Genomic DNA, 20638 nt, shown 5'->3' on the forward strand with positions numbered 1-20638 from the left:
TACTTCCTGCTATACGCTGGCGGCCGGCCGGGCCGCCTCCCATCGCGCAGGCTTATAGCCTGAGGAAAATTCCCTGCCGGTTTAGCGGCCATACCAACAGCGTGACTATGGCGAGTATGCCGAAGGCACAGAGTAATGACGCCGCCCACGGACTGCCGACCACAGACGATGCCACCTGGAATCCAAAGCTCTGCGGGCTGGTGCCGCCAATCGGGGTGCCCGAATAGGCCAGGAAAACCTGGGAGAGGATAAAAGCGAGAATAGCGTTGCTGCCGAGGACCAGCACAGGCTGCAGTATTTTCCGGCCCGCCGCGGCCTGCAGTGCGGGGAACAAAAAACAGTAAGCCATCGCCGCCCAGCCACTGGATACGATCGCGAAGCTGGAGGTCCAGATCCGCTTGTTGATGACAAAGAGCGGGTCCAGCAAGTGGCCGATGCAAACCAGCGCAAAACCTGCCGCTATGCCCAGTTTCAGCTGCCTGCCTGAGGGTGCCCGACCAAGCCAGTGCGCGAATGTCGCTCCGATCAGGACATTCGCGGTGGCGGGGAGACTCGACAGCAGCCCTTCCGGGTCATACACCACCTCACCGGCTGCGTTGGTGCCGTAGGGCCACAGGTGCGCCACCGTGAAGACCTGGCGATCCACCCATGCGGCCAATGTTCCTGCCGGGGTGACCGATCCCGCCGGGTAACCCGGTGCCGAGGTAAAGGACAGCACAAGGACCCAGCCAATCAGTAAGGCAAGGGTTGCCAGCACCAGGCCTTTGACATTCAGGATTCGAACGCTGTTCACCCGTTTCGCTGTCGACAGCATGATTATCGCTGCAATCGCGTAGCACAGGCCTATCCGCTGCAACACGCCGGGAATGCGCAGGCTGGCGAAATCGAAACTGGGCAACAGGTTCAGCAGAAGACCCAGCCCGATCAGCGACAGGGTGCGGCGGCCTACCCTTCCTGCGTGCTGGCCGATCGGCCGGTCACTGGGAAATCCCAGAGCCATAGCGGCACCCACGGCGAAGAGAAACGCCGGGAACACCAGGTCGGCCAGGGTGTAACCGTGCCAGGGCGCATGATCGAGCATGGGCAGGCGATGGCCCCAGGAGCCGGGGCTCACTACCAGGATCATCCCCATAACGGCAAGGCCGCGCAGAGCGTCTAGTGCGATAATCCTTTTCCCTTCACTTACCGGTGTGTCACCGAGCGTCGATATGGGAGTTGTCGTTGTTGTTTCCATACTGGGTCCGCAGTAACTTTCTGCTACAGAGCACTGGAGCAGGCCCGGCTGCTGGAGGCCGGCATTGTTGGCTATTAACTTCTTGTCGAATTTTCCATGCTCGGATATCTGCGCACTGGCGCGGATAAACTTCACTGAAGGTATCCTGTCGGTCAGGAGCGGGTCTATGTTATCGCGGCAGGAGGGGACTCAATCACGACCAGAGGGCGTGCATATCCGTTTACGCACTAAACCCTCGCTGGCCCCATAGGAGCTGGTGGTAATCCGGGCTTGCCCGGCAAGGAATCGCCAGCAAACCGAAGGGCAGTTACAATCATTGCAGTGTCTGGCTCGCCCTGCTCCAGTTATCTGCCAACAAAACTGATCGTAACTATCCATGAAGATTCATTTTCGTAATTTCACTCGCGGTGGAGATAATTACCCATGGGCCGGAATGCTGCCCATGCACCTTATTCGCAAGCCGAAATTACTGGCTGCCTGGGAATTCCTGCAGTTCCTGTTGGCAATCTTTGGCGGAGTACTGGCAGCTGCAAATACGGATTCATGGCTCGCTGCATCGCTTCTGGCAATTCCGGTGGGATTTATTATCGCCGCACTCTTACTCGCTTTCGATCACTACCTTTTCAGGGCAACTTCAAGCTTTACGGTTTTGGCAGCTGTCATATGGCTGATTTATTTTGGGAGCAGCAATGACATTCCGGGAGTAGCCGTGGCTGCAAGCTCCCTGTTGATCATTTTTGTGGGCAGCATGTATATCGGTACGGAATCCCGCGCTTACTATGCGTGGTGCAAGAACAGATCCCGGGAAGAATAGATAAACTGTGCCGGGCGTTATTGGTCACCTGGAATAGAGTTATTACTCCAGACAATATTGCTAAGGGCAGACAGTTTTCGGGCTCTACCGGCTACAGCCGAATTGGTGCCTGAATCAATCCCGCCTTCAGCACAGGCCTGGACCGCGTACCAGAGCACGGCAAGATAGCCGTAAATCACCCGCCAGTGCGCCAGTTTTTTCAAGTCCAGTGATTTCAGCGGCCGCTCAAGATAGGCTTCAATTAGTCGATGTTGCTGCGCATCGTCGAGGGAATGCTCATCGACAATCACAGCAAGATCGTAAAAGGGGTCACCCATTGCCGCGTATTCCCAGTCGATGGCATAGAGCCTGCCGCCGGGTTCGGTAATGAGATTCGCAGTGGACAGGTCGTTGTGGCAAAGGCGAAGGTCATCAGCCAATGGGCGCACCGCTTCAATGTGCCTGTGCATTTCAGCATCCAGCGTGCGCAAGTCTGGGTGGAAACCTGCCTGCTGGTCGATTGATTGCCAGTAGCTCGCTACTTTTTCTTCGATATCCAGGGTGGCGTCGATAGTGGGCAGCTGGTGAATGCCGCGCAGCAGGTCGGCCAGCTGTTGCAATGCGCCATTGCTGTCTCTCCGCCAGGGCTGCCCCTCGACAAAGCGGGTGACCATGTACCGGTGCCCCGGGTCGCAGTGGACCAGCGGGGCGCAGAGGCCGGCACGATCGGCATTGCCCATGGCCGCGGCCTCGGCCTGGCGATCCAGGTCGAGGGCGTCGCTGATGGGGGAGTTTTTCCGCAACACCAGCCTGTCATTGCCGGCCGCCAGCAGGTAACTGCGGTTTGTCAGGCCGCCCGCCAGCGGCCTGATCACCCTGGGCGGGACGCTGCTCCAGCGTGCCCAGTCAGCGGGGATAACGTCTGCCAATGGCCCGGTGCTTTCGGTCACGGAGGCGCCTTACCGTTCGGGCATTACAGGATTGAAGCCAGGCTGCGCGGCCTGCACCTGCTCTTTGCCGTGCCGGCCGGTAGTTTGTTCCCGCCGGTAAATCGCCAGCCACTGGAAGAAGCCGATCACCACCAGGATTACATACACCAGGAACAGCAACGCCGTGAGGTACAGCTCCCGGTCCAGGTACAGGTAGATGGAGGCCCCATCCACCACGATCCAGTAGAGCCAGTTTTCCAGCACCTTGCGGGTCACCATAAAGGTGGTGAGCACCGCACCCCAGGTGGTAAAGGAATCCAGGTAGGGCAGTGCGGCACTGGTGTTGGCCTGCAGGGTATAACCGAACACCAGAGTCAGGGCGCCCACTGCCGCGATGGCCAGCAGGTGGCGCCGCAGCGACCAGCGGTGGATGTGCAGGTCCTGCTGGCGATCGCGGTGGTGCTGCCACTGCCACCAGCCGTAGACAGCCATCACCAGGTAGAAGACCTGTAGCGCGGATTCCATCAACAGGCTGACATCCCAGAACAGGAACAGGTAAATCGCTGTGCTGGCAAAGGCGGCATACCAGCAGCTGATTTTTTCCCGCATGGCCAGCAGCAGGTAGGCCAGCGCCAGTATCACCGCGGCGATTTCCCACAGGGACATTGCCGCCAGTGAGGCAGCAATGGCGCTGCTGATATCGTGGTCAGGCATCCCGTTCACCCATTTTCTCAGTGGGAGCCAGGTCGCCGTCGATAAACTTGCATACAAAAATAGCGCGCCCGAATTTTTCGTAGGACGCGCGCATTTCCTGCTTCAGGGTATCCATCACCAGATCGTAGTCACCGAACACCTGGGTACTCATGGTGTTGGTGATAACCCGCAGGTCCGGGTGCTGGTTGAGCCGGTCGATAAAGTCCTGGATGGCGGGAATGTACTCGTCCTTCAACGGATACTTGCTGATCTCGACGGAAATGTTCATAGGTTGCCTCCGGGACCCCTGGTCCGGAATCATGGGCGGCAGAAGCCGCCCGTAAACTTTAAAAAAGGTGGGTAAATCTTAAAACGTATAGGTACCGGAAATGCCCGCAACCCGTGGCTCGCCATACTGGTAGTAGGCTTCCGGCGCATAGCCATTGGCCGGGTTGTTGCCGAACTGGTTGCTGAAGTAGAAGCCCCGGGTGTAATAGTCCTCGTCCGCCAGGTTGCGGCCCCACAGTGAGGCCTCCCAGCTATCGCCGCGATAGGTCAGGCGCGCGTTTACGAGTTCGTAGGCGATGGACTTCTCGTTGTGGCTGTTGGAGAAATAGAAGGCGTCTTTGCCCTCCAGCTCCAGCCGCAGCAGCAGGTTTTCGGTCAATGACAGTTCGGTACCGGTGAAGAACTGGTAATTGGGCGCATGGGCCACATCCCGCCCGTCCAGGTTTACCGGCGCCAGTGCCAGGCCATTGTAGTCATCCCGGGCATCCACATGGGACGTGCTCTCGAAACCCTCGAACTCGGCGTTCAGCCAGCCCGCCGAGGCAAAGAAGCGCAGGGCTTCTGTAGCGCGGTAATCCAGTTCCACTTCGAGGCCGGTGGTTGCCCCGCCAGCAGCGTTGGTAAGAAAATCGTCGAAGGAGAAATCCGCGGGGTCGAACACCGACTGCTTGGCCTGTACGTCACTGCGATCCTGGTAGAAGGCGGCCAGTTGCGCCTGCAGGCGGTTGTCCAGCCAGGCGCCCTTGATCCCCAGTTCGTAGTTGAGTAGTTGCTCGGTGTCGAACTCGAAGGCATCGCGGCCGATATCCGGGTTGGTGGCGGAGGCCGAAATGATCCGGCCGTTGACGCCGCCGGCCTTATAGCCACGGGAGACAGTGCCGTAGACCAGGGTATCGGCAATACCGCGGTATTCCAGGGTGATATCCCCACCCCAGAGGTTTTCGTTATTGCCGGCATCAACCGCCAGTGAATCGGTGTAATCCGCCTCCCGCTGCTCGAGGCGCAGGCCGGTCACCAGCGCGAGAGTCTCGCCCAGGCTGGTGCGCAACTGCCCGTACAGGGCCTGGTTGGCGGTTTCAAACTGGCTGGTAAAGGCCTGGTTGCGCTGCAGGTCCTCGCTTTCATCGCGCAGGTAGATCCCGGCCACCCAGCTGCTGCGGCCATTGAACAGTGCTGTCTGTTCAGTGGACAGCAGGCGCAGGTCTGCACTCAGGTTGTTGCGGTCGCGCAGGTAATTGTCGGTGGAGCTGTATTCCCACGGGTGAAAGCCCACATAGGTCCAGTCTTCATCGTAGCCGTACTCGGTATCCGAGCTGGCCACGCTGACGGTGGACTCCAGGGTAAACAGGTCACTGCCGGACCAGCGGGCAACCAGTGAACCGGCCAGGGTCTCCTGGCGGTCCCAGCCGGGCTGGTCCGACAGGGTCTCGCGGGTGTTGTACAGCGAGAAGGCGTCGTAGCCGTTGTCCACGTCGATATAGAGCGCGGTGATATCCAGCTGCAGGTCGTCGCTGGCCTGGTAGCGGAGCTTGCTGCGCAGGATCGACTCATCGATATTGTTGGTGTCTTCCCGGCCCAGGTAGCCGTTATCGATGTAACCGTCCGACTGCTGGTTGCGGGCGGCCAGGCGATAGCTCAGCCTGTCGGTCAGTGCACCGCTGCCCACCGCAGACAGGGTGCGGCCATTGTATTCGGCCACCTCTGCGGAGACCTCTGCCATGGGCGTGTCTGTGGGCGCATTGCTGGTCATGGTGACCAGGCCGGCCAGGGCGTTGGCGCCGTAGACCGTGCCCTGCGGCCCGCGCAGGATCTCCACCTGGCCCATATCCAGGGTGCTGGCGGCCAGCCCCAGGCCGGTAAAATCGATGCCGTCGATGATCAGGCCCACGGACGGGTTCACCGGGTCGATAAACTGGCTGCGCTCGCCGATACCGCGAATCTGGATAAAGCGGCCCCGGGACGCACCGGCGGCAAAGTTGACGTTGGGAGCCAGGTTGAGCAGCTGGTCCAGGTTACCCGCGCCGCGGGCGCCGATGGTGGCACTGTCCAGCACACTGGCACTGGCCGCCAGGTCGAGCTGGCTGGTGTCGCGCAGCTGGCTGGTGACGATGACCTCTTCCAGGTCCCGGGTGCCGGATTCGGTCGCGGCCGCTGGCAGGGCGGACAGGCTGCCGGCCAGCGCGACTGGCATTGCGACTGAGAGGGCGATGGGTCTTATTCTGGATGGGCGATTCATGGTTCTCTCTCGGCAAAAGCTGAAGTGAAAGAGACCCGGGCTGCGACGTGAGGAGGCTATTCTTGGACTTACCTATTCCTACGCCGGTATTAACCGGATCAGGTTCAAGGGTTCGCGCTGTGGTGTCTTTCGATCACCGCGCATCTCAGGCCGAAGCCACCCCTAAGGTGTTGCGGGCGCGATCATAACAGAAGTCATGCTGGTTAGTAATTGGGCAGGGCGCCTGTAGCTTCCCTGCTGACCATTGCAGCCAGGCAGCTGGCACACGACGGAAAACCACATTGAAACCCTGGAGCCCCCCATGAAACCCGGCAATTTTTTCACGCAGCTACCGGATGCGCTCGACGCGGAGGTGTTTGAGGAGGTGCTGGCAAGCGGCCCGGTGCGAATCGAGCGGATTGTCTCCCGGGGCCAGGTTACCCCACCCGGGGAGTGGTACGACCAGGAAGAGGGCGAATGGGTAATGGTGCTGCGGGGCAGTGGCCGCATCGCCTTTGCCGACGGCCGCGAGGTGGTGCTGGGCGAGGGGGATTACCTGGATATCCCCGCCCGCGTGCGCCACCGGGTCAGCTGGACGAACCCGGATTGCCAGACGGTGTGGCTGGCGGTTTTTTACCCTGTGACTTAGGCCTTTAAATGCAGAACGGGTTCCCGGAATGGCTTTCGACTTCACAAACCAGATAGCCATATCCTGTCGATACTAAATTTTACTGATTGGCATAATCCGCGCATCGATTTTGTCCAGGAAAAAAACCCTGATAGCCAGGGCCAACAAGACTAAGAGTCCTGCAGCAACCTGGCCCTGGTTCATGCATATGGAGATAAGAAGGGCCATGCTGATACTCAGGGCAGATGAGTAGAATACGCTTGTTACAACAGCACAACCACAAGCTTCGCAGTAGGTACCATCCTCCAAGAGTCCAACATCAATACTGCATGTTTTACATTGAGGGCACTTTCGATATTTTTTCATTGTCAAACACAATAGGATTTTAAAGCCGGCCTGGATGGCTAAAGTTTTTTCTACCAAGCCGGCTCCAACTCCTGTTAGTTTACTTTGGTTTAGCGAACCCTGGAATCCAAGCCCACTGCTGCCTGATAGGTTCCGTAGGACAGTGAAAAATTACCAATGAAATGCTTCGCTAACTTACTCGTCACAAACCTGGTTGCGAAACCAACAGCCACCGGTAGTAGAGCCTGATAAAAACCACCATTTACATTTTTCATTTCCTGAAGATTTAGCTCACGCATTATTTTCTCCCTGGGATGTCAACCATATGTGAGCCCGTAATGCGCTACTTCATTTGGTGCTCGCCCTTGATTAGTAGTTACAATTGAACTCAGCGCTAATTCATCAAGCGCCTGAAAACACTATCCTGCGTGCCGATGTAGAACAATAAAAAAATACGCCAGATTAAAATCAAATCAAAGATGACATTTACTATCGAGTGAATAATGCTTGGATGTGGTAAATATTTAAAATAAGATCTATTTCAGCCGGCTAATAATCAACTAATTTTATTTTTATAAATCTTCCCCGCAGAGATAGTTTCAATCCAGTCTACAGGCGGCGCTTACAACTTATTCTTACACCTGGAGCATTCATAGTAAGCCTCGCTAACAAAGTTATTAGCGAGGCCTCTACCTCTATTATAAGTTGCCGGATCAATCGGCCAGTAAACCACCCGACCGGGCCATTACATGGAAGATATAGCTCTGCTCACGGGTACCGGACAGCAGGTGCGCGCCGGGGCCGCGGGCCCAGATACCCACGTCCTCGCCACCGTGGGTCTCGGCTTCGGTGGGTACCAGTGCTTCCTGGTGGAAGCCCGGTGCGGTGGTGTCCACTTCGGCCAGGTCCCTGCGCCCGTTGCTGGCGGGCAGGCCGTAACGGACATCCGCATCGGTCTCATCCCCCAGCGCGGCAAAGCCGCGTCCATTGGCATAGCCCAGGGTGGTGTAGGGCTTGCCATCATCGGCCAGTTTCGGTTCCGACTCCGGTTCACCGCGGCTGTCATTGCCGACCACCTTGCCCAGGATGGGATTGCCGCGGGTAGGGTAGCCGGCCATGGTGAATACATGGCTGTGGTCGGCGGTTACGATTATCAGGGTGTCTTCCGGATCGGTATTGTCCATGGCCACCCACACCGCCCGGGCGAATTCCACCGCATCGGTGAGTGCGTTGTGGGCGCTGCCGGCGTGGTGGCCGTGGTCGATTCGACCGCCCTCCACCATCAGGAAGTAACCGTCTTTGCCCCTCTCCAGCATCGCCAGCGCCTTGCCTGTCATCTCTGACAGGGAGGGTTCGCTCGCAGTGTCTTGCGGGCGGTTCGCCTCGTAGCGCATATGCGAGGGCTCAAACAGGCCCAGCAGTTTGCCGGTGGCCGCCGGGTCCACATCCACAAACGCCTTGCGGTCCTCCACGTACACGGCGGCGCTGGCTTTGCTATCCCGGTTACTTTTTCCCGCGTAGCGCTGCTGCCATTCCTGCACCAGGTTGCGGCCATCCTCGCGCCGGCCCGGCTCACTTTCCAGGTCGGTAACCTCTTTCGGCAGGAACGCGCGCCGCCCGCCGCCCAGCACCACATCGATACCGTCACCGTAGGGGAATTCCACCAGCTGCGCGGCGATATCGCGACAGCCTTCCGGTGCACTGTATTCCCAGCCGCGCTCGGCGGCCTTGGCGTAGGTGGCCGCCGGGGTGGCGTGGGTGATGCGCGCCGTGCTTACCACGCCAGTGCGCTTGCCCAGTCCCTCGGCCAGTTCCAGGGCGGTAACCAGCTCGCGACCGCGGCTGGCGGCGCAGTCGCCCCGGGGCACGTCGCCGGTCACACCGAACATGCCGGCACGGGTTTTCACGCCGGTCATGATGGCGCTCATGGTGCCGGCCGAATCCGGGGTCTGCTGGTTGGTGTTGTAGGTCTTGATCAGGCCGGAGAAGGGCATTTCCTCGAAACTGAGCCGGTATTCCTCACCGCTCATACCCTGCTGCTGGCCGGCCAGGATCCGTGCGGCGGTGACCGTGGAGATACCCATGCCGTCGCCCACGAACAGGATGATATTTTTCGCTGCCCCGGGTTTGTTATTGATCGGCTGCGCGGCGGATTTCTCCAGGTTCGCCTGGCCCTCGGTAAACCAGCTGCTGTCGCGCTGCGCCTCGGGCAGGACGGGTTTGGCAAATGCGCTGCCAGACAGTATCAGGGTGCCGGCCAGTGCCAGCGGGGCAATCGGGTTTCGCATGGGGCGGACTGCTCTTATCTGGTTATTCAGGGTGTCGGCCGCGCGCGGACAGTACTGCCAGAACGGCGCGACGCAGGCAGGAGCCTGGTGGCAAATTGTGCCACACTCGCGCCGGCATGCGCGTGACAGTTTGTTGAAGCTGCGCCGCGGTCCGGTCCGCAGCCGCCAGCCGCCGTCCCTCCGGCAGTGCTGTGCACGGGTTTGCGGGGCAGGGAGGGTCAGGGGATAAACTTCACCACGCTCTCGTCCGGGTCGCGGCCCTTGCCCGCCGCCTGGAGGCGCTCGAGATAATCGCGCCAGTAGGTGTCGTGCTGTTCGCACAGCTCGCGCAGGTAATCCCAGGTGTAGATGCCACTGTCATGGCCATCGCTGAATACCAGCTTGAGGGCATAGCGTCCTGCGGCTTCCACGGTATCGATGCCCACATGGATTTTGCCGTGCACCAGCACGCCCTCACCGGGACCATGGCCACGCACTTCGGCACTGGGGGAGTAAACCCGCAGGTACTCGGCCGGCAGGGTGTACTCCCGGTCGGGGTACACCAGCTGCAGGCTGTTTTCTCCGCGGTTGAGGCGGATACGGGTGGGCTTCATGTCAGAGGATAAACCGCGACAGGTCTTCGTCCTGGCTCAGCTCACCCAGCTGGCTGTCGACGTAAGCGGCATCGATGGTGACCGTCTTGCCGGCATCGCCGGCGTCGAAGGAGATTTCCTCCAGCAGTCGCTCGAGCACCGTGTGCAGACGCCGCGCACCGATATTTTCCGTGGTCTCGTTGACCTGGAAGGCCACCTCGGCGATTCGCTGGATACCGTCTTCGGTAAATTCCAGGTCCAGGCCCTCGGTGGCCAGCAGTGCCTTCTGCTGCTCGGTGAGCGAAGCGGACGGCTCGGTGAGGATGCGCTGGAAATCGGCAGAGGTCAGCGAATCCAGTTCCACGCGAATCGGCAGGCGGCCCTGCAATTCCGGGATCAGGTCGGACGGCTTCGACAGGTGGAAGGCGCCCGAGGCGATAAACAGGATATGATCGGTGCGGATCATGCCGTGCTTGGTGGTGATGGTGCTGCCCTCGATCAGTGGCAACAGGTCGCGCTGCACACCCTCGCGGGAAACATCCGCACCACCGCTCTCCTGGCGCTTGGCCACCTTGTCGATCTCGTCCAGGAACACGATGCCGTTCTGTTCCGCCGCCTCGATGGCGCGGTTCTTGATGTCCTCGTCGTTGACCAGGCGGGCGGCTTCCTCGTCCGTCAGCTGCTTCATCGCCTGCTTGACGGTCAGCTTGCGCTTCTTGGTCTTGCCCTGGGACATATTCGAGAACATGCCCTGCAACTGGTTGGTCATTTCCTCCATGCCCGGGGGCGCCATGATCTCCACCCCCATGGGCGCAGCGGAAACCTCCACCTCAATCTCTTTCTCGTCCAGCTGGCCTTCGCGCAGTTTCTTGCGAAACATCTGGCGGGTGCTGTTATCGCCCCGTTCAGCAGGGTCAGTGCTGCGCGCCGGGGGCAGCAGGGCATCGAGGACACGATCCTCGGCGGCATCCATGGCGCGCTGCTGCACGGCTTCCATGGCTTTCTCGCGCTCGAGCTTGACCGCCATTTCCACCAGGTCGCGGACGATGGACTCGACATCGCGGCCCACATAGCCCACCTCGGTAAACTTGGTGGCCTCCACCTTGATAAAGGGTGCGCCGGCCAGCCTGGCCAGGCGGCGGGCGATCTCGGTCTTGCCCACACCGGTGGGGCCGATCATGAGGATATTCTTCGGGGTGATTTCCGGGCGCAGCTCCTCCGCCACCTGCATACGGCGCCAGCGGTTGCGCAGGGCGATGGCCACGGCGCGCTTGGCCTCTTTCTGGCCGACGATATGGCGGTCCAGTTCATGGACGATTTCACGGGGGGTCATCTGGGATTGGGACATTGGGATTCCTGCAAATTCTGTAATGGTTCCGCTACTTGCCTTGCGGGCCATGGCCGGCCCGCATGCCGGCCTATAACACCCGTTATCGGCCTGGCGGGGGGCCCGGTGCGGACATGGGCCGCAGCAGGCGTTATCCGAGCCATTCGGGCGAAATGGCGCAGCGCTTAATAATCCAGTTCTTCGATGGTGTGATTCTGGTTGGTGTAGACACAGATATCACCGGCGATCTTCAGGCCCTGCTCGACGATGGTGCGGGCATCCAGGTCGGTATTGTCCAGCAGCGCGCGGGCGGCGGACTGGGCAAACGGGCCGCCGGAACCGATGGCGATCAGGTCGTCCTCCGGCTGGATCACGTCGCCGTTGCCGGTAACGATCAGGCTGGCAGTCTCGTCCGCCACCGCCAGCAGGGCCTCGAGCCGGCGCAGGGCGCGATCGGTGCGCCAGTCCTTGGCCAGCTCCACCGCGGCGCGGGTCAGCTGGCCGCCGTGGGCCTCCAGCTTGGCCTCGAAGCGCTCGAACAGGGTGAAGGCGTCGGCGGTGCCGCCGGCAAAGCCCGCGATCACCTTGTCCTTGTACAGGCGGCGCACCTTGCGCGCATTGCCTTTCATGACGGTGTTGCCCATGGACACCTGGCCGTCGCCGCCGATAACGACCTTGCCATTGCGGCGAACGGAGAGAATGGTGGTTCCGCGATATTGTTCCAAGGGGGACCTCTTGAATCCGGGGTTCTGGTCGCAGGAGCGGCCGGCGGCCGCGACTACCGGGATTTCCCGGACCTGGTCGCGGCCATGGGCCGCTCCTACGGGGGATATTCATTGCTCAGTGGTAAGTGTGGTCATTGGTGGGATTTTTCAATACGGGGCGGTTAAAATGCGGCCACGCTGCCAGCGGCGCCCGGGAAGCGCTGGATGACCCCGCACCGGGTTTGCAGGGCTTGCAGGGCATTCCACCGGCCGCGCTACAGCCGATTGAAAGATCTCGACATGGCCGCGAGATCCCGTCCTGGTTGCAATCCGCCCTGAAGGCCAGATTGGCCACGAAGTTATCCAGAGGTTCCCGCTGTGCCCAACCTGCCGCCACGTCTCTATACCCCGGTCTTTGCGCTCTTCATGTCGTGCATGATGTCGCTGCTGATGTCGGGGATCATCACTTTTATCAATACCGGGATGGATACTGGCTTCGTATTGCGCTGGCTGCGCGCCTTCCTGGTGGCGTGGGCGGTGGCTTTTCCGCTGGTGTCGTTTATCGCACCGCTGGCCCACTGGCTGACCCGCAAGCTGGTCAGGCACCGGGACCTGTAACAGGCCCCGGGCCGGGAAAGGCGTCAGAAGATAAAAGAAACAGCAGATGTCGCGGGACAGGGCCCGCCGCGATCAGCCTGACTTGGGCGCGCGTTTCAGGACCAGCGGCATCAGCTCGTGCTCGGCGAGAATCTCGCGCGCCTTGGCGACCCGCGAACGGCTCTGGTAGGGGCCGATGAGGACGCGGTGCCAGGTCCCGCGGCTGTCGGTGGCGGTTTCCACCTTCACATCCAGGTTGGAGAGGGCCAGCTGCGCGCGCAGCCTGTCGGCCTCGCTGGCGTCGCGGAACGACGCGGCCTGCAGGATATACACCAGCTCCGGCTCCGCGGCAGGGCGCTCGTCCCGTACGGCTATCTCCCGCGGGGGCTCACTCTCGCTGTCATCGGCGCTGGGTGCACGGTCCGGGCGGATCAGCTTCTTGGTTTTCGGCGGCGGGACCGCCACCTCGTTTTCCTTCAGCAGCGTATAGAAATCGAACTTCGGTGAGCGGCCGTCATCTTCCGCCTGTTCCGATTGCGGCGCCTGCTGGCGCGCGGCACCGCTGCCGGCGCGGTCGTTATCGAGCCCGTTGAGGAAAATCAGGAACACCGCGAACCCGCCGACAAAGTTGCCCAGGACAAACCAGACCCAGGCGGGCTTGCTGGCGGGGCTGTTGCGACGGCTGGCGTTGCGGCGGCTCATCTCGGTTCAGTTCCTTTTTATCGGTGTGGCTTGCGTCAAATTGTAACGCCTAATGCATGGCGGGGGGACCGGGCGACGGCAGTATTCGGTCAGGACAATTCCTGCGCGTCCATATCGACCGCCCAGCGCAGGCGGCGGTTCCGGTTGCCCTCGGCCCACTGGCACAGCCGCGCCAGCAAGGGCTGCAGCCGGCCGCGCTGTTCCGCCGTCACCTGCAGGTAGAAGCGATAGCGCCCGGACTTGCGCTCCAGCAGTGCCGGCACCGGGCCCAGGTACTGGATTTCCGGTGACGACGGGGCCATCGCCTCCAGGTGGCCGCGCGCCTCCTCCAGGAAAGCCTCGGCCCAGCGCGGTTCCTCGCACTCTGCCCGCACCAGCGCCATGGCCCGCAATGGCGGCAGCTGCGCCGCGGTGCGCTCGCGCAGCAACTGCCGGGCGAAGGCGCTGTAGCCTTTCTCCAGCAGCAACTGCAGCAGCGGGTGCTCGGGGAAGCGGCTCTGTACCAGCACCCGGCCGGCCAGGTCGCCGCGCCCGGCGCGGCCCGCCACCTGCTCCAGCAACTGACCGGTGCGCTCCGGTGCCCGGAAGTCGGCACTGAACAGGCCGCCGTCAGCATCCTGGATGACCACCAGGGTGACCCGGGGCAGGTGATGGCCCTTGGCCAGCATCTGTGTGCCCAGCAGCAGGCAGGGCTCGCCATCCCGCGCCGGCGCCAGCAGGCGATCGAGGGCCTGCTTGCTGGCGGTGGTGTCGCGGTCGACACGGATCACCGGGAAATCGGCAAAGCGCCCCGCCAGCAGTTCCTCGCTGCGCTCGGTGCCGCCGCCCAGGGCGCTGAGCGAGCGGCTGTGGCACTGCGGGCAGGCGTCCACCAGCGGCCGCCGGTAGTCACAGTGGTGGCAACGCAGCTGGCGCTGGCGCCGGTGCAGGGTGAGCTTGCTGGAACAGTGCGGGCAGTCCGCCAGCCAGCCACAGTCGTCGCAGGTCAGGGCGGGGGCAAACCCGCGTCGGTTGATAAATACCAGCGCCTGCTCACCGCGGGCCAGGGTATCCCCGATATGCCGCAGCACCTGCGGCGCGAAGCCCTCCTCCAGCTGCTGCCCCAGGGTCGGCACCACATGGATCTGCGGCGGTTTCGCATCGCCGGCGCGGCGGCGCAGGCGCAGGTGCTGGTAGCGCCCACTGAGGGCATTGTGCAGGCTCTCCAGCGAGGGGGTGGCCGAACCCAGCAGCACCGGCACGCCGGCGTTGCGGGCCAGCACCACCGACAGGTCGCGGGCGGAGTAGCGCACCCCGTCCTGCTGCTTGAAGGAACCGTCGTGCTCCTCATCCACCAGCACCACACCGGGGCGCGGCAGGGGCGTGAGGATCGCGGAGCGGGTGCCGATGACGATATCCGCCTGCCCGGAGGCGGCCGCCAGCCAGGCGCGGGCCCGTTCGCCGTCGGCGAGGCCGGAGTGCAGTGCAGCGATGCTGTGCCCGGGGAAGCGCGCGGCGATGCGGCGCAGGGTCTGGGGAGTGAGGCCGATCTCCGGCACCAGCAACAGGGCCTGCCGGCCCCGGTCCAGCGCGCGCTGCATCAGGCGCAGGTATACCTCGGTCTTGCCGCTGCCGGTGGTGCCCTCGAGCAGGGAGGCGGAAAAGCCCTCCGCAGCCACCGATTGCAGCACCTGTTGTTGTTCCTCATTGAGTTCTGGCGGCGCGGCCGGTTCGGCGTCGGGGATGGGCGGCGGTACCGTGGGCCCGGATTGCCACTCGGCCAGTCCCCGCTCCACCAGCGCCCGTGTGGCGGTCGCCGGGTGGCCCAGTTCCTTAAGGTGGGTACGGCTGTGGCGGCCGCGCTCCAACAGCAGTTGCAGCAGGGCCTGCTGCTTGGGCGCCCGTGCCAGCGCGGATTCCGGCAGGCCCTTGCCCTCGGTGGTGAGTTGCAGCCACTGCTCGGCCCAGTGGTCAGCTGGCTTGCCCTTGCGCAATGCCACCGGCAGGGCCGCCGCATAGAGCTCACCCACCGGCGCCTGGTAATAGTCCGCCGCCCATTGCAGGAAAGCGCGGCTGCGCTCATCGAACAGCGGCCGCTGGTCAATCAGCTCCAGCGCCGGCTTGAGCTCCGCCAGCGGCGACTCCCCCACGATATCCACCAGCACGGCCACCAGCTTGCGGCCACCGAAGGGGACCCAGATACGCTGGCCGGGCACCAGTTGTGCCGGGTCGGTGCCGGACGGCGGCAGGTAGTCGAACAGGCGCCGCAGGGGGACCGGGACTGCCAGCCGCAGGATGACCGCTTGTCCGCCGATTGTCGCCAAATTGCCCCCCGCTCACGTTACTGCCTGTGCAAGCGCGGCATGATAACGCACCTGGAGCGCCAGCTGCCTGCCCCTGTCGCCGCCTGTCCCACCGGTCAACCGGGGTATCCGGCGGCATCGCCACCAGTGGCGGGGCCTGCGGCGCGATTGTGCTTGATCCGGCCGGCTAATCTGATTAGTATGCGCCGACTTTTTAAGCAGCCCGGAACTCCACCAGTTCCTACATCAACGACGACTCCGTGCTCGGCAACAGACCGGGTGGCGGATTCGAGCAGAGGCAATCATGAAAGCAGATATCCATCCGAACTACACCGATGTGACCGCAACCTGTTCCTGCGGCAACAGCATCAAGACCCGCTCCACCCTGGGCAAAGACATCCAGCTGGACGTGTGCTCCCAGTGCCACCCGTTCTACACCGGCAAGCAGCGCGAAGCGAGCACCGGTGGCCGCGTGGACCGCTTCAAGAAGCGTTTCGGCAGCCGCATCAGCAAGTAAGCGAGTCTCGCAGGGCCGTTGCCATGAACAACGGCGAACACTGCAGGAAAAAGGCACCCCGGTTTACCCGCGGTGCCTTTTTTTGTGCCCTCACACTGCTGTTCCCGCCTGCCTGGGCGGATTGCGTGCTGGGACAGGCCGACGAACTGGTGGCAGTCGAGCGGGTTCAGGATGGTGACACCCTGCTACTGGAGGACGGCCGGCGAGTGCGCTTGATCGGCGTCAATACGCCGGAGATGCCCCGCAAGGGGGAGCCGGGGGAGCCGCTGGCCCAGGCGGCAACCGACTTTACCGAGCGTTTTCTCGATGGAGGCGGGGTGGAGCTGGTGTACGACCGCGCCCGGCGCGATCGCTACGGCCGCGTGCTGGCCCACGTCTATAACCACCGGGGCGAGAGCCTGGAGGCCGCACTGCTGTCGGCGGGACTCGCATTCCATATCGCCATCGCCCCCAACCTGGCCCTGGCCGAGTGCCTGCATACCCGCGAGGAATGGGCGCGGCGTGCCGGTCGCGGGATCTGGGCAGCCGGTACCTGGCCGCGGCTGCGGGCAGGGGACGTCCGTCCCGGCGACGGTGGCTTTGTACTGCTGCGGGGCCGGGTGGAGAAGGTCGACCGCAACCACTTCCTGTGGCTGGAGCTGGACGGGCCGGTGGCGATCCGGCTGGATCCCACCCGCGATTATGGACAGGTGACGGGGCGCGATTGGCAAGATCGCGAAATAGAAGTGAAAGGCTGGCTGGTGGACCGGGGCACGAAATACCTGTCCCTTTATCCGCAAAATAAACGCTGGTTTATTGCGGCAGATTCCGAATTTACCATCGAAATTAGTAGGGATTAGCGTTCACGAACCCTCCTCGCCCTTGTAGCGGCAGACCTGCCTCGGTTATTCTCTGCGCCCCCGCAGTAAACCGGTCGCCACTTAGCGGGTTAGCGACCACTGACTCGAGAGAATTACCCAAGATGAAGGATGCGAAGGAAGCATTGCGCCAGGCAGCGCTGGATTACCATGCGCTGCCGACCCCGGGCAAGCTGTCGGTAGAGCTCACCACACCGGCGCAGACCCAGGAAGACCTGTCCCTGGCCTACAGTCCCGGCGTCGCCGAACCGGTGCGCGAGATCGCCCGCGACCCGGATGCCGCCTACCAGTACACCGGCAAGGGCAACCTGGTGGCAGTCATCTCCAATGGCAGTGCCATCCTCGGCCTCGGCAACCTGGGCCCGCTGGCATCCAAGCCGGTGATGGAAGGGAAGTCCCTTCTGTTCAAGCGTTTCGCCGGGATCAACTCGGTGGATATCGAGGTGGAGGCCAAGAGCCCGGAGCGCTTTATCGAGACGGTCAGCGCCATCGCCAACACCTTCGGTGGCATCAACCTGGAAGATATCAAGGCGCCGGAGTGTTTCCATATCGAGGAAGCGCTGATCGAGCGCTGCCCGGTGCCGGTGTTCCACGACGACCAGCACGGCACCGCCATCGTGACCGTGGCGGGCATGCTCAACGCCCTTGAGATCCAGGGCAAGAAAATCGAGGACGTGCGCATGGTGTGCCTGGGTGCCGGCGCAGCCGCCACCGCCTGCTGCAAGCTGATGCTGGCCGCCGGGGCCAAGAAAGAACAGATCACCATGCTCGACAGCCGCGGCGTGATCCACTCGGGGCGCACCGACATCAACGCCTACAAAGGCGAGTGGGCACGGGATACCGAGATGCGCACCCTGGACGATGCCATCGAGGGCGCCGACGTATTCCTGGGCGTATCCGGCCCGGACCTGCTGTCCGCCGAGCAGCTCAAGCGCATGGCCCCGCGCCCGGTGGTTTTTGCCTGCTCCAACCCCAACCCGGAGATCTCGCCGGAACTGGCCCACAGCGTGCGCGACGACCTGATCATGGCCACCGGTCGTTCGGACTACCCGAACCAGGTCAACAATGTGCTCTGCTTCCCGTTCATCTTCCGCGGCGCCCTCGATGTACGCGCCGTGCGTGTCAACGAGGAGATGAAGCTGGCGGCCATCGAGGCCATCCGCAAGATCGCCCACCTGCCGGTGCCGGACGCGGTGCGCGAGGGCTACGGCGGTATCGAGCTGGGCCTGGGCCCGGCCTATATCCTGCCCAAGCCCACCGATCCCCGCCTGCTGCCGGAAGTGGCGGCGGCGGTGGCACGCGCAGCGGTGGACAGCGGCGCGGCCCGGCTGCCGTACCCGGAGCACTACCCCCTGGAGGCGATCTGAACCATCGCCACCGTTGGCGCCCCGCATCCATTTCCGCGCCGGCCCAGCCCGGCCGGGACGGGTGCGGGCCGCCGGGTTCTTGACCCCGTTCCCTCCATCGCTACACTGCCCGTCTGTACATAAGCAAAGTTGTCCTTCCGCATGAGCCATGTGTACGTGCTGACGAACCAGCACCAGCGATTCCTGAGCAAGAGTAACGAGTGGATCGACGGCCGCGACGCCGGCAAGCTGTTCCGCAGCGAGCACAAGGACGTCGCCATCAACCAGATGTTTGAGGCCAACACCCGCGATGTCAGCCTGCGCATCGAACTGCTGCAGTGCGACCTGAACCCCAAGGGACAGCCCCAGGTGCCCGAGGAGGCGCTGGGCGACCCGGAAATCGAGCCGGGCTCACCGCCGGAAACCCCGCCGGAGCAGAACCCGGAAATCATTCCCGAGCCCACCCCGGAGATTGAACCGGGCGAGCCGCCGGAGATCACGCCGGAAGAGCCACCCGAGATCGAACCGGACCAGCCCGGCGAAGACGCGCAGCGATCCGGTTCGGCCGTCTGATTCCACGGCCGCCAATCCTATCCTTGAGAAAACCGGCGCCGGTCCCCATATCGGCCGGAGTGCCGGCGGCCGCCGTACCGGTCGGCGGTTTCCCAACGGCAGTCCAGAGGCACAGCCAGCCTCAGTAAGGAGATACGAGTGCCCCATTACCTGGCCGCCCTGGCCCAGCCGCAAACGCTGCAACTGCTGAAGGGCATTCGCCGCGGTGTCGAGAAAGAGAGCCTGCGGGTCAATCCCGATGGCACCCTGGCCCGCACCCCGCACCCGGCAGCACTGGGCTCGGCGCTGACCCACGACCTGATCACCACGGATTTCTCCGAGGCCCTGCTGGAGTTCATCACCCCGCCGGTGGCGACACCGGAAGAGGTCCTGGAGACCCTCGACCAGATCCATCGCTACACCTACGGCGAGATCGGTGACGAGCGGCTGTGGGTCAACAGCATGCCGTGCGTGCTGGGCGAGGACGAGGATATCCCGGTGGCGCTCTATGGCAGCTCCCACAGCGGTTCCATGAAAACCGTCTATCGCCTGGGGCTGGGCCTGCGCTACGGCCGCGCCATGCAGACCATCGCCGGTATCCACTACAACTTCTCCCTGCCGGAGTCTTTCTGGCAATGGCTGCACGAGCGTGAGGGCAGCAGCGAGGAGCTGGGCGAATTCAAGACCCGCCGCTACTTCGACCTGATCCGCAATTTCCGCCGCCATTACTGGCTGTTGATCCACCTGTTCGGTGCCGCACCGGCTGTGTGCGCCTCTTTTGTCGAGGGGCGCGATCACTCCCTGGAGCCATTCGACGGCAACCCCAGGAGCCTGCACACACCCTACGCCACCTCCCTGCGCATGGGCGACCTGGGTTACAACAGCGACGCCCAGCAGTCACTGATCGTCTGCTACAACGACCTGCCCAGCTACCTATCCACCCTGTGTGCGGCAATCAGCAAACCCTATCCGCCGTACCACGAGCTGGGTGTGAAGGACGCCGGGGGCAATTACCAGCAGCTGTCCACCGGCCTGCTGCAGATCGAGAACGAATTTTACTCGCCGATCCGGCCGAAGAACCCGGCCCGCATGGGTGAGACCGCGCTGTCCGCACTGGACAACCGCGGAGTGGAATACATCGAGGTGCGCTGCCTGGACCTGAACCCGTTCGAGCCACTGGGCATGGACGCGCAGCAGATGCGCTTCCTCGACTGTTTCCTGCTGCACTGCCTGCTGGAAGACAGCCCCAAGACCGACGACGCGGATTACCGGGCCACGCAGGAAAACCAGAACCGCATTGTCTACCGCGGCCGCGACCCGCAACTGAAGCTGGTCCACAACGGCGGCGAGCGCCCGCTGGTGGACTGGGCGGAGGAGCTGCTGGGCCAGATGCAACCGCTGGCGGAACTGCTCGACCGCGCCTGGGAAGGTGACGACTTCGCCCGCGCGCTGGCAGCACAGCAGCAAAAAGTCCGTGGTGAGGTCGCCACTCCCGCGGCGAGAATGCTGGCGGAGATGCGTGAACGCGGCCAGAGCTTCTTCGAGTGGGCCCAGGACAAGGCCGAACAGCACCACCGGTACTTCCGCGAACGCCCCCTGGACGACAGCACCCGCGAGGAATTTGCCCGTGGCGCAAGGGAATCCCTGGAGCGCCAGCGCGAAGTGGAAGCCGCCGATACGGGCACTTTCGAGGATTTCCTCGGTCAGTACTATGCGCAGTATACGTTCTGCCAGCGATAGCGCTGGCCCAGCCCGAACCGGCTCCCGGC

20 protein-coding genes and 1 riboswitch are annotated in these 20638 nt (G+C 62.7%); of the genes, 8 read left to right on the forward strand and 12 right to left on the reverse strand.

All coding sequences use genetic code 11. The features are described 5' to 3' along the window. Positions 1-52: 52 nt before the first annotated feature. Entirely contained in the window at positions 53-1234 is a 1182-nt protein-coding gene (locus LVD10_RS04840; RefSeq protein WP_255701179.1) for an acyltransferase family protein, read from the reverse strand. Positions 1235-1610: 376 nt separating this feature from the next. Here LVD10_RS04840 and LVD10_RS04845 point away from each other — a divergent pair, with 376 nt between their 5' ends. Beyond that, positions 1611-2048 carry a hypothetical protein gene (locus LVD10_RS04845; RefSeq protein WP_232940149.1) on the forward strand — a complete coding sequence of 146 codons (438 nt, stop codon included), beginning with the start codon at positions 1611-1613 and terminating at the stop codon, positions 2046-2048. A gap of 17 nt (positions 2049-2065) precedes the next feature. Here LVD10_RS04845 and LVD10_RS04850 read toward each other — a convergent pair whose 3' ends face one another. From LVD10_RS04850 to LVD10_RS04865, 4 genes are all read right to left on the reverse strand, one after another. After that, the gene (locus LVD10_RS04850) at positions 2066-2977 is read right to left on the reverse strand and encodes a choline kinase family protein (protein ID WP_232940151.1); all 912 of its coding nucleotides are present in this window, start codon (positions 2975-2977) and stop codon (positions 2066-2068) included. 9 nt (positions 2978-2986) lie between these two features. Then, complete coding sequence (gene pnuC, locus LVD10_RS04855; RefSeq protein ID WP_232940152.1) at positions 2987-3670, reverse strand: nicotinamide riboside transporter PnuC; 684 nt, start codon at positions 3668-3670, stop codon at positions 2987-2989. Further along, positions 3663-3938 (reverse strand): hypothetical protein, encoded by a 276-nt coding sequence (locus tag LVD10_RS04860; RefSeq protein ID WP_232940153.1) that lies wholly within the window; start codon positions 3936-3938, stop codon positions 3663-3665. Before LVD10_RS04860 ends, pnuC begins: the two co-directional genes overlap by 8 nt. Before the next feature lie 78 nt (positions 3939-4016). Then, a complete protein-coding gene (locus LVD10_RS04865) occupies positions 4017-6173 on the reverse strand; it encodes a TonB-dependent receptor (protein ID WP_237062109.1) in 2157 nt (718 codons plus the stop codon). A gap of 58 nt (positions 6174-6231) precedes the next feature. Next, positions 6232-6347: riboswitch (TPP riboswitch) on the reverse strand. Between the two features lie 127 nt (positions 6348-6474). Between LVD10_RS04865 and LVD10_RS04870 the strand changes: the two genes are divergently transcribed. Next, positions 6475-6801, forward strand: a complete 327-nt coding sequence (locus LVD10_RS04870) for a cupin domain-containing protein (protein WP_232940155.1) — start codon at positions 6475-6477, stop codon at positions 6799-6801. A 434-nt stretch (positions 6802-7235) separates the two neighbouring features. Here LVD10_RS04870 and LVD10_RS04875 read toward each other — a convergent pair whose 3' ends face one another. From LVD10_RS04875 to hslV, 5 genes are all read right to left on the reverse strand, one after another. Next, on the reverse strand, positions 7236-7424 hold the full coding sequence (locus LVD10_RS04875; protein ID WP_232940156.1) for a hypothetical protein: 189 nt from the start codon (positions 7422-7424) through the stop codon (positions 7236-7238). A 414-nt stretch (positions 7425-7838) separates the two neighbouring features. Further along, a complete protein-coding gene (locus tag LVD10_RS04880) occupies positions 7839-9413 on the reverse strand; it encodes an alkaline phosphatase (protein ID WP_237062111.1) in 1575 nt (524 codons plus the stop codon). Positions 9414-9631: 218 nt separating this feature from the next. Then, the gene (locus tag LVD10_RS04885; RefSeq protein WP_237062113.1) at positions 9632-10006 is read right to left on the reverse strand and encodes a gamma-butyrobetaine hydroxylase family protein; all 375 of its coding nucleotides are present in this window, start codon (positions 10004-10006) and stop codon (positions 9632-9634) included. A 1-nt stretch (position 10007) separates the two neighbouring features. Beyond that, on the reverse strand, positions 10008-11333 hold the full coding sequence (hslU, locus tag LVD10_RS04890; RefSeq protein ID WP_237062115.1) for an ATP-dependent protease ATPase subunit HslU: 1326 nt from the start codon (positions 11331-11333) through the stop codon (positions 10008-10010). Positions 11334-11497: 164 nt separating this feature from the next. Further along, positions 11498-12037: an ATP-dependent protease subunit HslV gene (gene hslV / locus LVD10_RS04895; RefSeq protein WP_232940163.1), complete on the reverse strand. Its 540-nt coding sequence runs from the start codon at positions 12035-12037 to the stop codon at positions 11498-11500. Positions 12038-12394: 357 nt separating this feature from the next. On the opposite strand from hslV, the gene LVD10_RS04900 reads away from it, so the two are divergent. Then, entirely contained in the window at positions 12395-12634 is a 240-nt protein-coding gene (locus LVD10_RS04900) for a DUF2798 domain-containing protein (RefSeq protein ID WP_232940164.1), read from the forward strand. Between the two features lie 72 nt (positions 12635-12706). Here the strand turns inward: LVD10_RS04900 and LVD10_RS04905 are convergent, their stop codons facing one another. Beyond that, on the reverse strand, positions 12707-13315 hold the full coding sequence (locus LVD10_RS04905) for an SPOR domain-containing protein (protein ID WP_237062117.1): 609 nt from the start codon (positions 13313-13315) through the stop codon (positions 12707-12709). A gap of 89 nt (positions 13316-13404) precedes the next feature. Then, the gene (locus LVD10_RS04910; protein WP_232940166.1) at positions 13405-15618 is read right to left on the reverse strand and encodes a primosomal protein N'; all 2214 of its coding nucleotides are present in this window, start codon (positions 15616-15618) and stop codon (positions 13405-13407) included. Between the two features lie 283 nt (positions 15619-15901). Between LVD10_RS04910 and rpmE the strand changes: the two genes are divergently transcribed. The 5 genes from rpmE to gshA all read left to right on the forward strand — a co-directional run bounded on the left by rpmE (position 15902) and on the right by gshA (position 20609). Then, positions 15902-16114, forward strand: a complete 213-nt coding sequence (rpmE, locus tag LVD10_RS04915) for a 50S ribosomal protein L31 (protein ID WP_232940167.1) — start codon at positions 15902-15904, stop codon at positions 16112-16114. Between the two features lie 23 nt (positions 16115-16137). Continuing rightward, positions 16138-16953 (forward strand): thermonuclease family protein, encoded by an 816-nt coding sequence (locus LVD10_RS04920; protein WP_232940168.1) that lies wholly within the window; start codon positions 16138-16140, stop codon positions 16951-16953. 122 nt (positions 16954-17075) lie between these two features. Beyond that, positions 17076-18338: a malic enzyme-like NAD(P)-binding protein gene (locus LVD10_RS04925; RefSeq protein WP_232940169.1), complete on the forward strand. Its 1263-nt coding sequence runs from the start codon at positions 17076-17078 to the stop codon at positions 18336-18338. A 141-nt stretch (positions 18339-18479) separates the two neighbouring features. Next, positions 18480-18890 carry a hypothetical protein gene (locus LVD10_RS04930; RefSeq protein ID WP_232940170.1) on the forward strand — a complete coding sequence of 137 codons (411 nt, stop codon included), beginning with the start codon at positions 18480-18482 and terminating at the stop codon, positions 18888-18890. A 138-nt stretch (positions 18891-19028) separates the two neighbouring features. After that, on the forward strand, positions 19029-20609 hold the full coding sequence (gshA, locus tag LVD10_RS04935) for a glutamate--cysteine ligase (protein ID WP_232940171.1): 1581 nt from the start codon (positions 19029-19031) through the stop codon (positions 20607-20609). Positions 20610-20638 lie beyond the last annotated feature (29 nt).

Source organism: Microbulbifer zhoushanensis (assembly GCF_021729055.1).
GTDB classification, from domain to species: Bacteria; Pseudomonadota; Gammaproteobacteria; order Pseudomonadales; family Cellvibrionaceae; genus Microbulbifer; species Microbulbifer zhoushanensis.

What these genes read in the sequence shown, in the direction of transcription:
- rpmE (WP_232940167.1), top strand. Translation starts at nt 15,902, where the DNA reads ATGAAAGCAGATATCCATCCGAACTACACCGATGTGACCGCAACCTGT.
- LVD10_RS04860 (WP_232940153.1), bottom strand. Translation starts at nt 3,938, where the DNA reads ATGAACATTTCCGTCGAGATCAGCAAGTATCCGTTGAAGGACGAGTAC.
- LVD10_RS04840 (WP_255701179.1), bottom strand. Translation starts at nt 1,234, where the DNA reads ATGGAAACAACAACGACAACTCCCATATCGACGCTCGGTGACACACCG.
- LVD10_RS04865 (WP_237062109.1), bottom strand. Translation starts at nt 6,173, where the DNA reads ATGAATCGCCCATCCAGAATAAGACCCATCGCCCTCTCAGTCGCAATG.
- hslU (WP_237062115.1), bottom strand. Translation starts at nt 11,333, where the DNA reads ATGTCCCAATCCCAGATGACCCCCCGTGAAATCGTCCATGAACTGGAC.
- pnuC (WP_232940152.1), bottom strand. Translation starts at nt 3,670, where the DNA reads ATGCCTGACCACGATATCAGCAGCGCCATTGCTGCCTCACTGGCGGCA.
- LVD10_RS04930 (WP_232940170.1), top strand. Translation starts at nt 18,480, where the DNA reads ATGAGCCATGTGTACGTGCTGACGAACCAGCACCAGCGATTCCTGAGC.
- LVD10_RS04885 (WP_237062113.1), bottom strand. Translation starts at nt 10,006, where the DNA reads ATGAAGCCCACCCGTATCCGCCTCAACCGCGGAGAAAACAGCCTGCAG.
- LVD10_RS04920 (WP_232940168.1), top strand. Translation starts at nt 16,138, where the DNA reads ATGAACAACGGCGAACACTGCAGGAAAAAGGCACCCCGGTTTACCCGC.
- LVD10_RS04880 (WP_237062111.1), bottom strand. Translation starts at nt 9,413, where the DNA reads ATGCGAAACCCGATTGCCCCGCTGGCACTGGCCGGCACCCTGATACTG.
- LVD10_RS04845 (WP_232940149.1), top strand. Translation starts at nt 1,611, where the DNA reads ATGAAGATTCATTTTCGTAATTTCACTCGCGGTGGAGATAATTACCCA.
- LVD10_RS04925 (WP_232940169.1), top strand. Translation starts at nt 17,076, where the DNA reads ATGAAGGATGCGAAGGAAGCATTGCGCCAGGCAGCGCTGGATTACCAT.
- LVD10_RS04905 (WP_237062117.1), bottom strand. Translation starts at nt 13,315, where the DNA reads ATGAGCCGCCGCAACGCCAGCCGTCGCAACAGCCCCGCCAGCAAGCCC.
- LVD10_RS04870 (WP_232940155.1), top strand. Translation starts at nt 6,475, where the DNA reads ATGAAACCCGGCAATTTTTTCACGCAGCTACCGGATGCGCTCGACGCG.
- LVD10_RS04875 (WP_232940156.1), bottom strand. Translation starts at nt 7,424, where the DNA reads ATGCGTGAGCTAAATCTTCAGGAAATGAAAAATGTAAATGGTGGTTTT.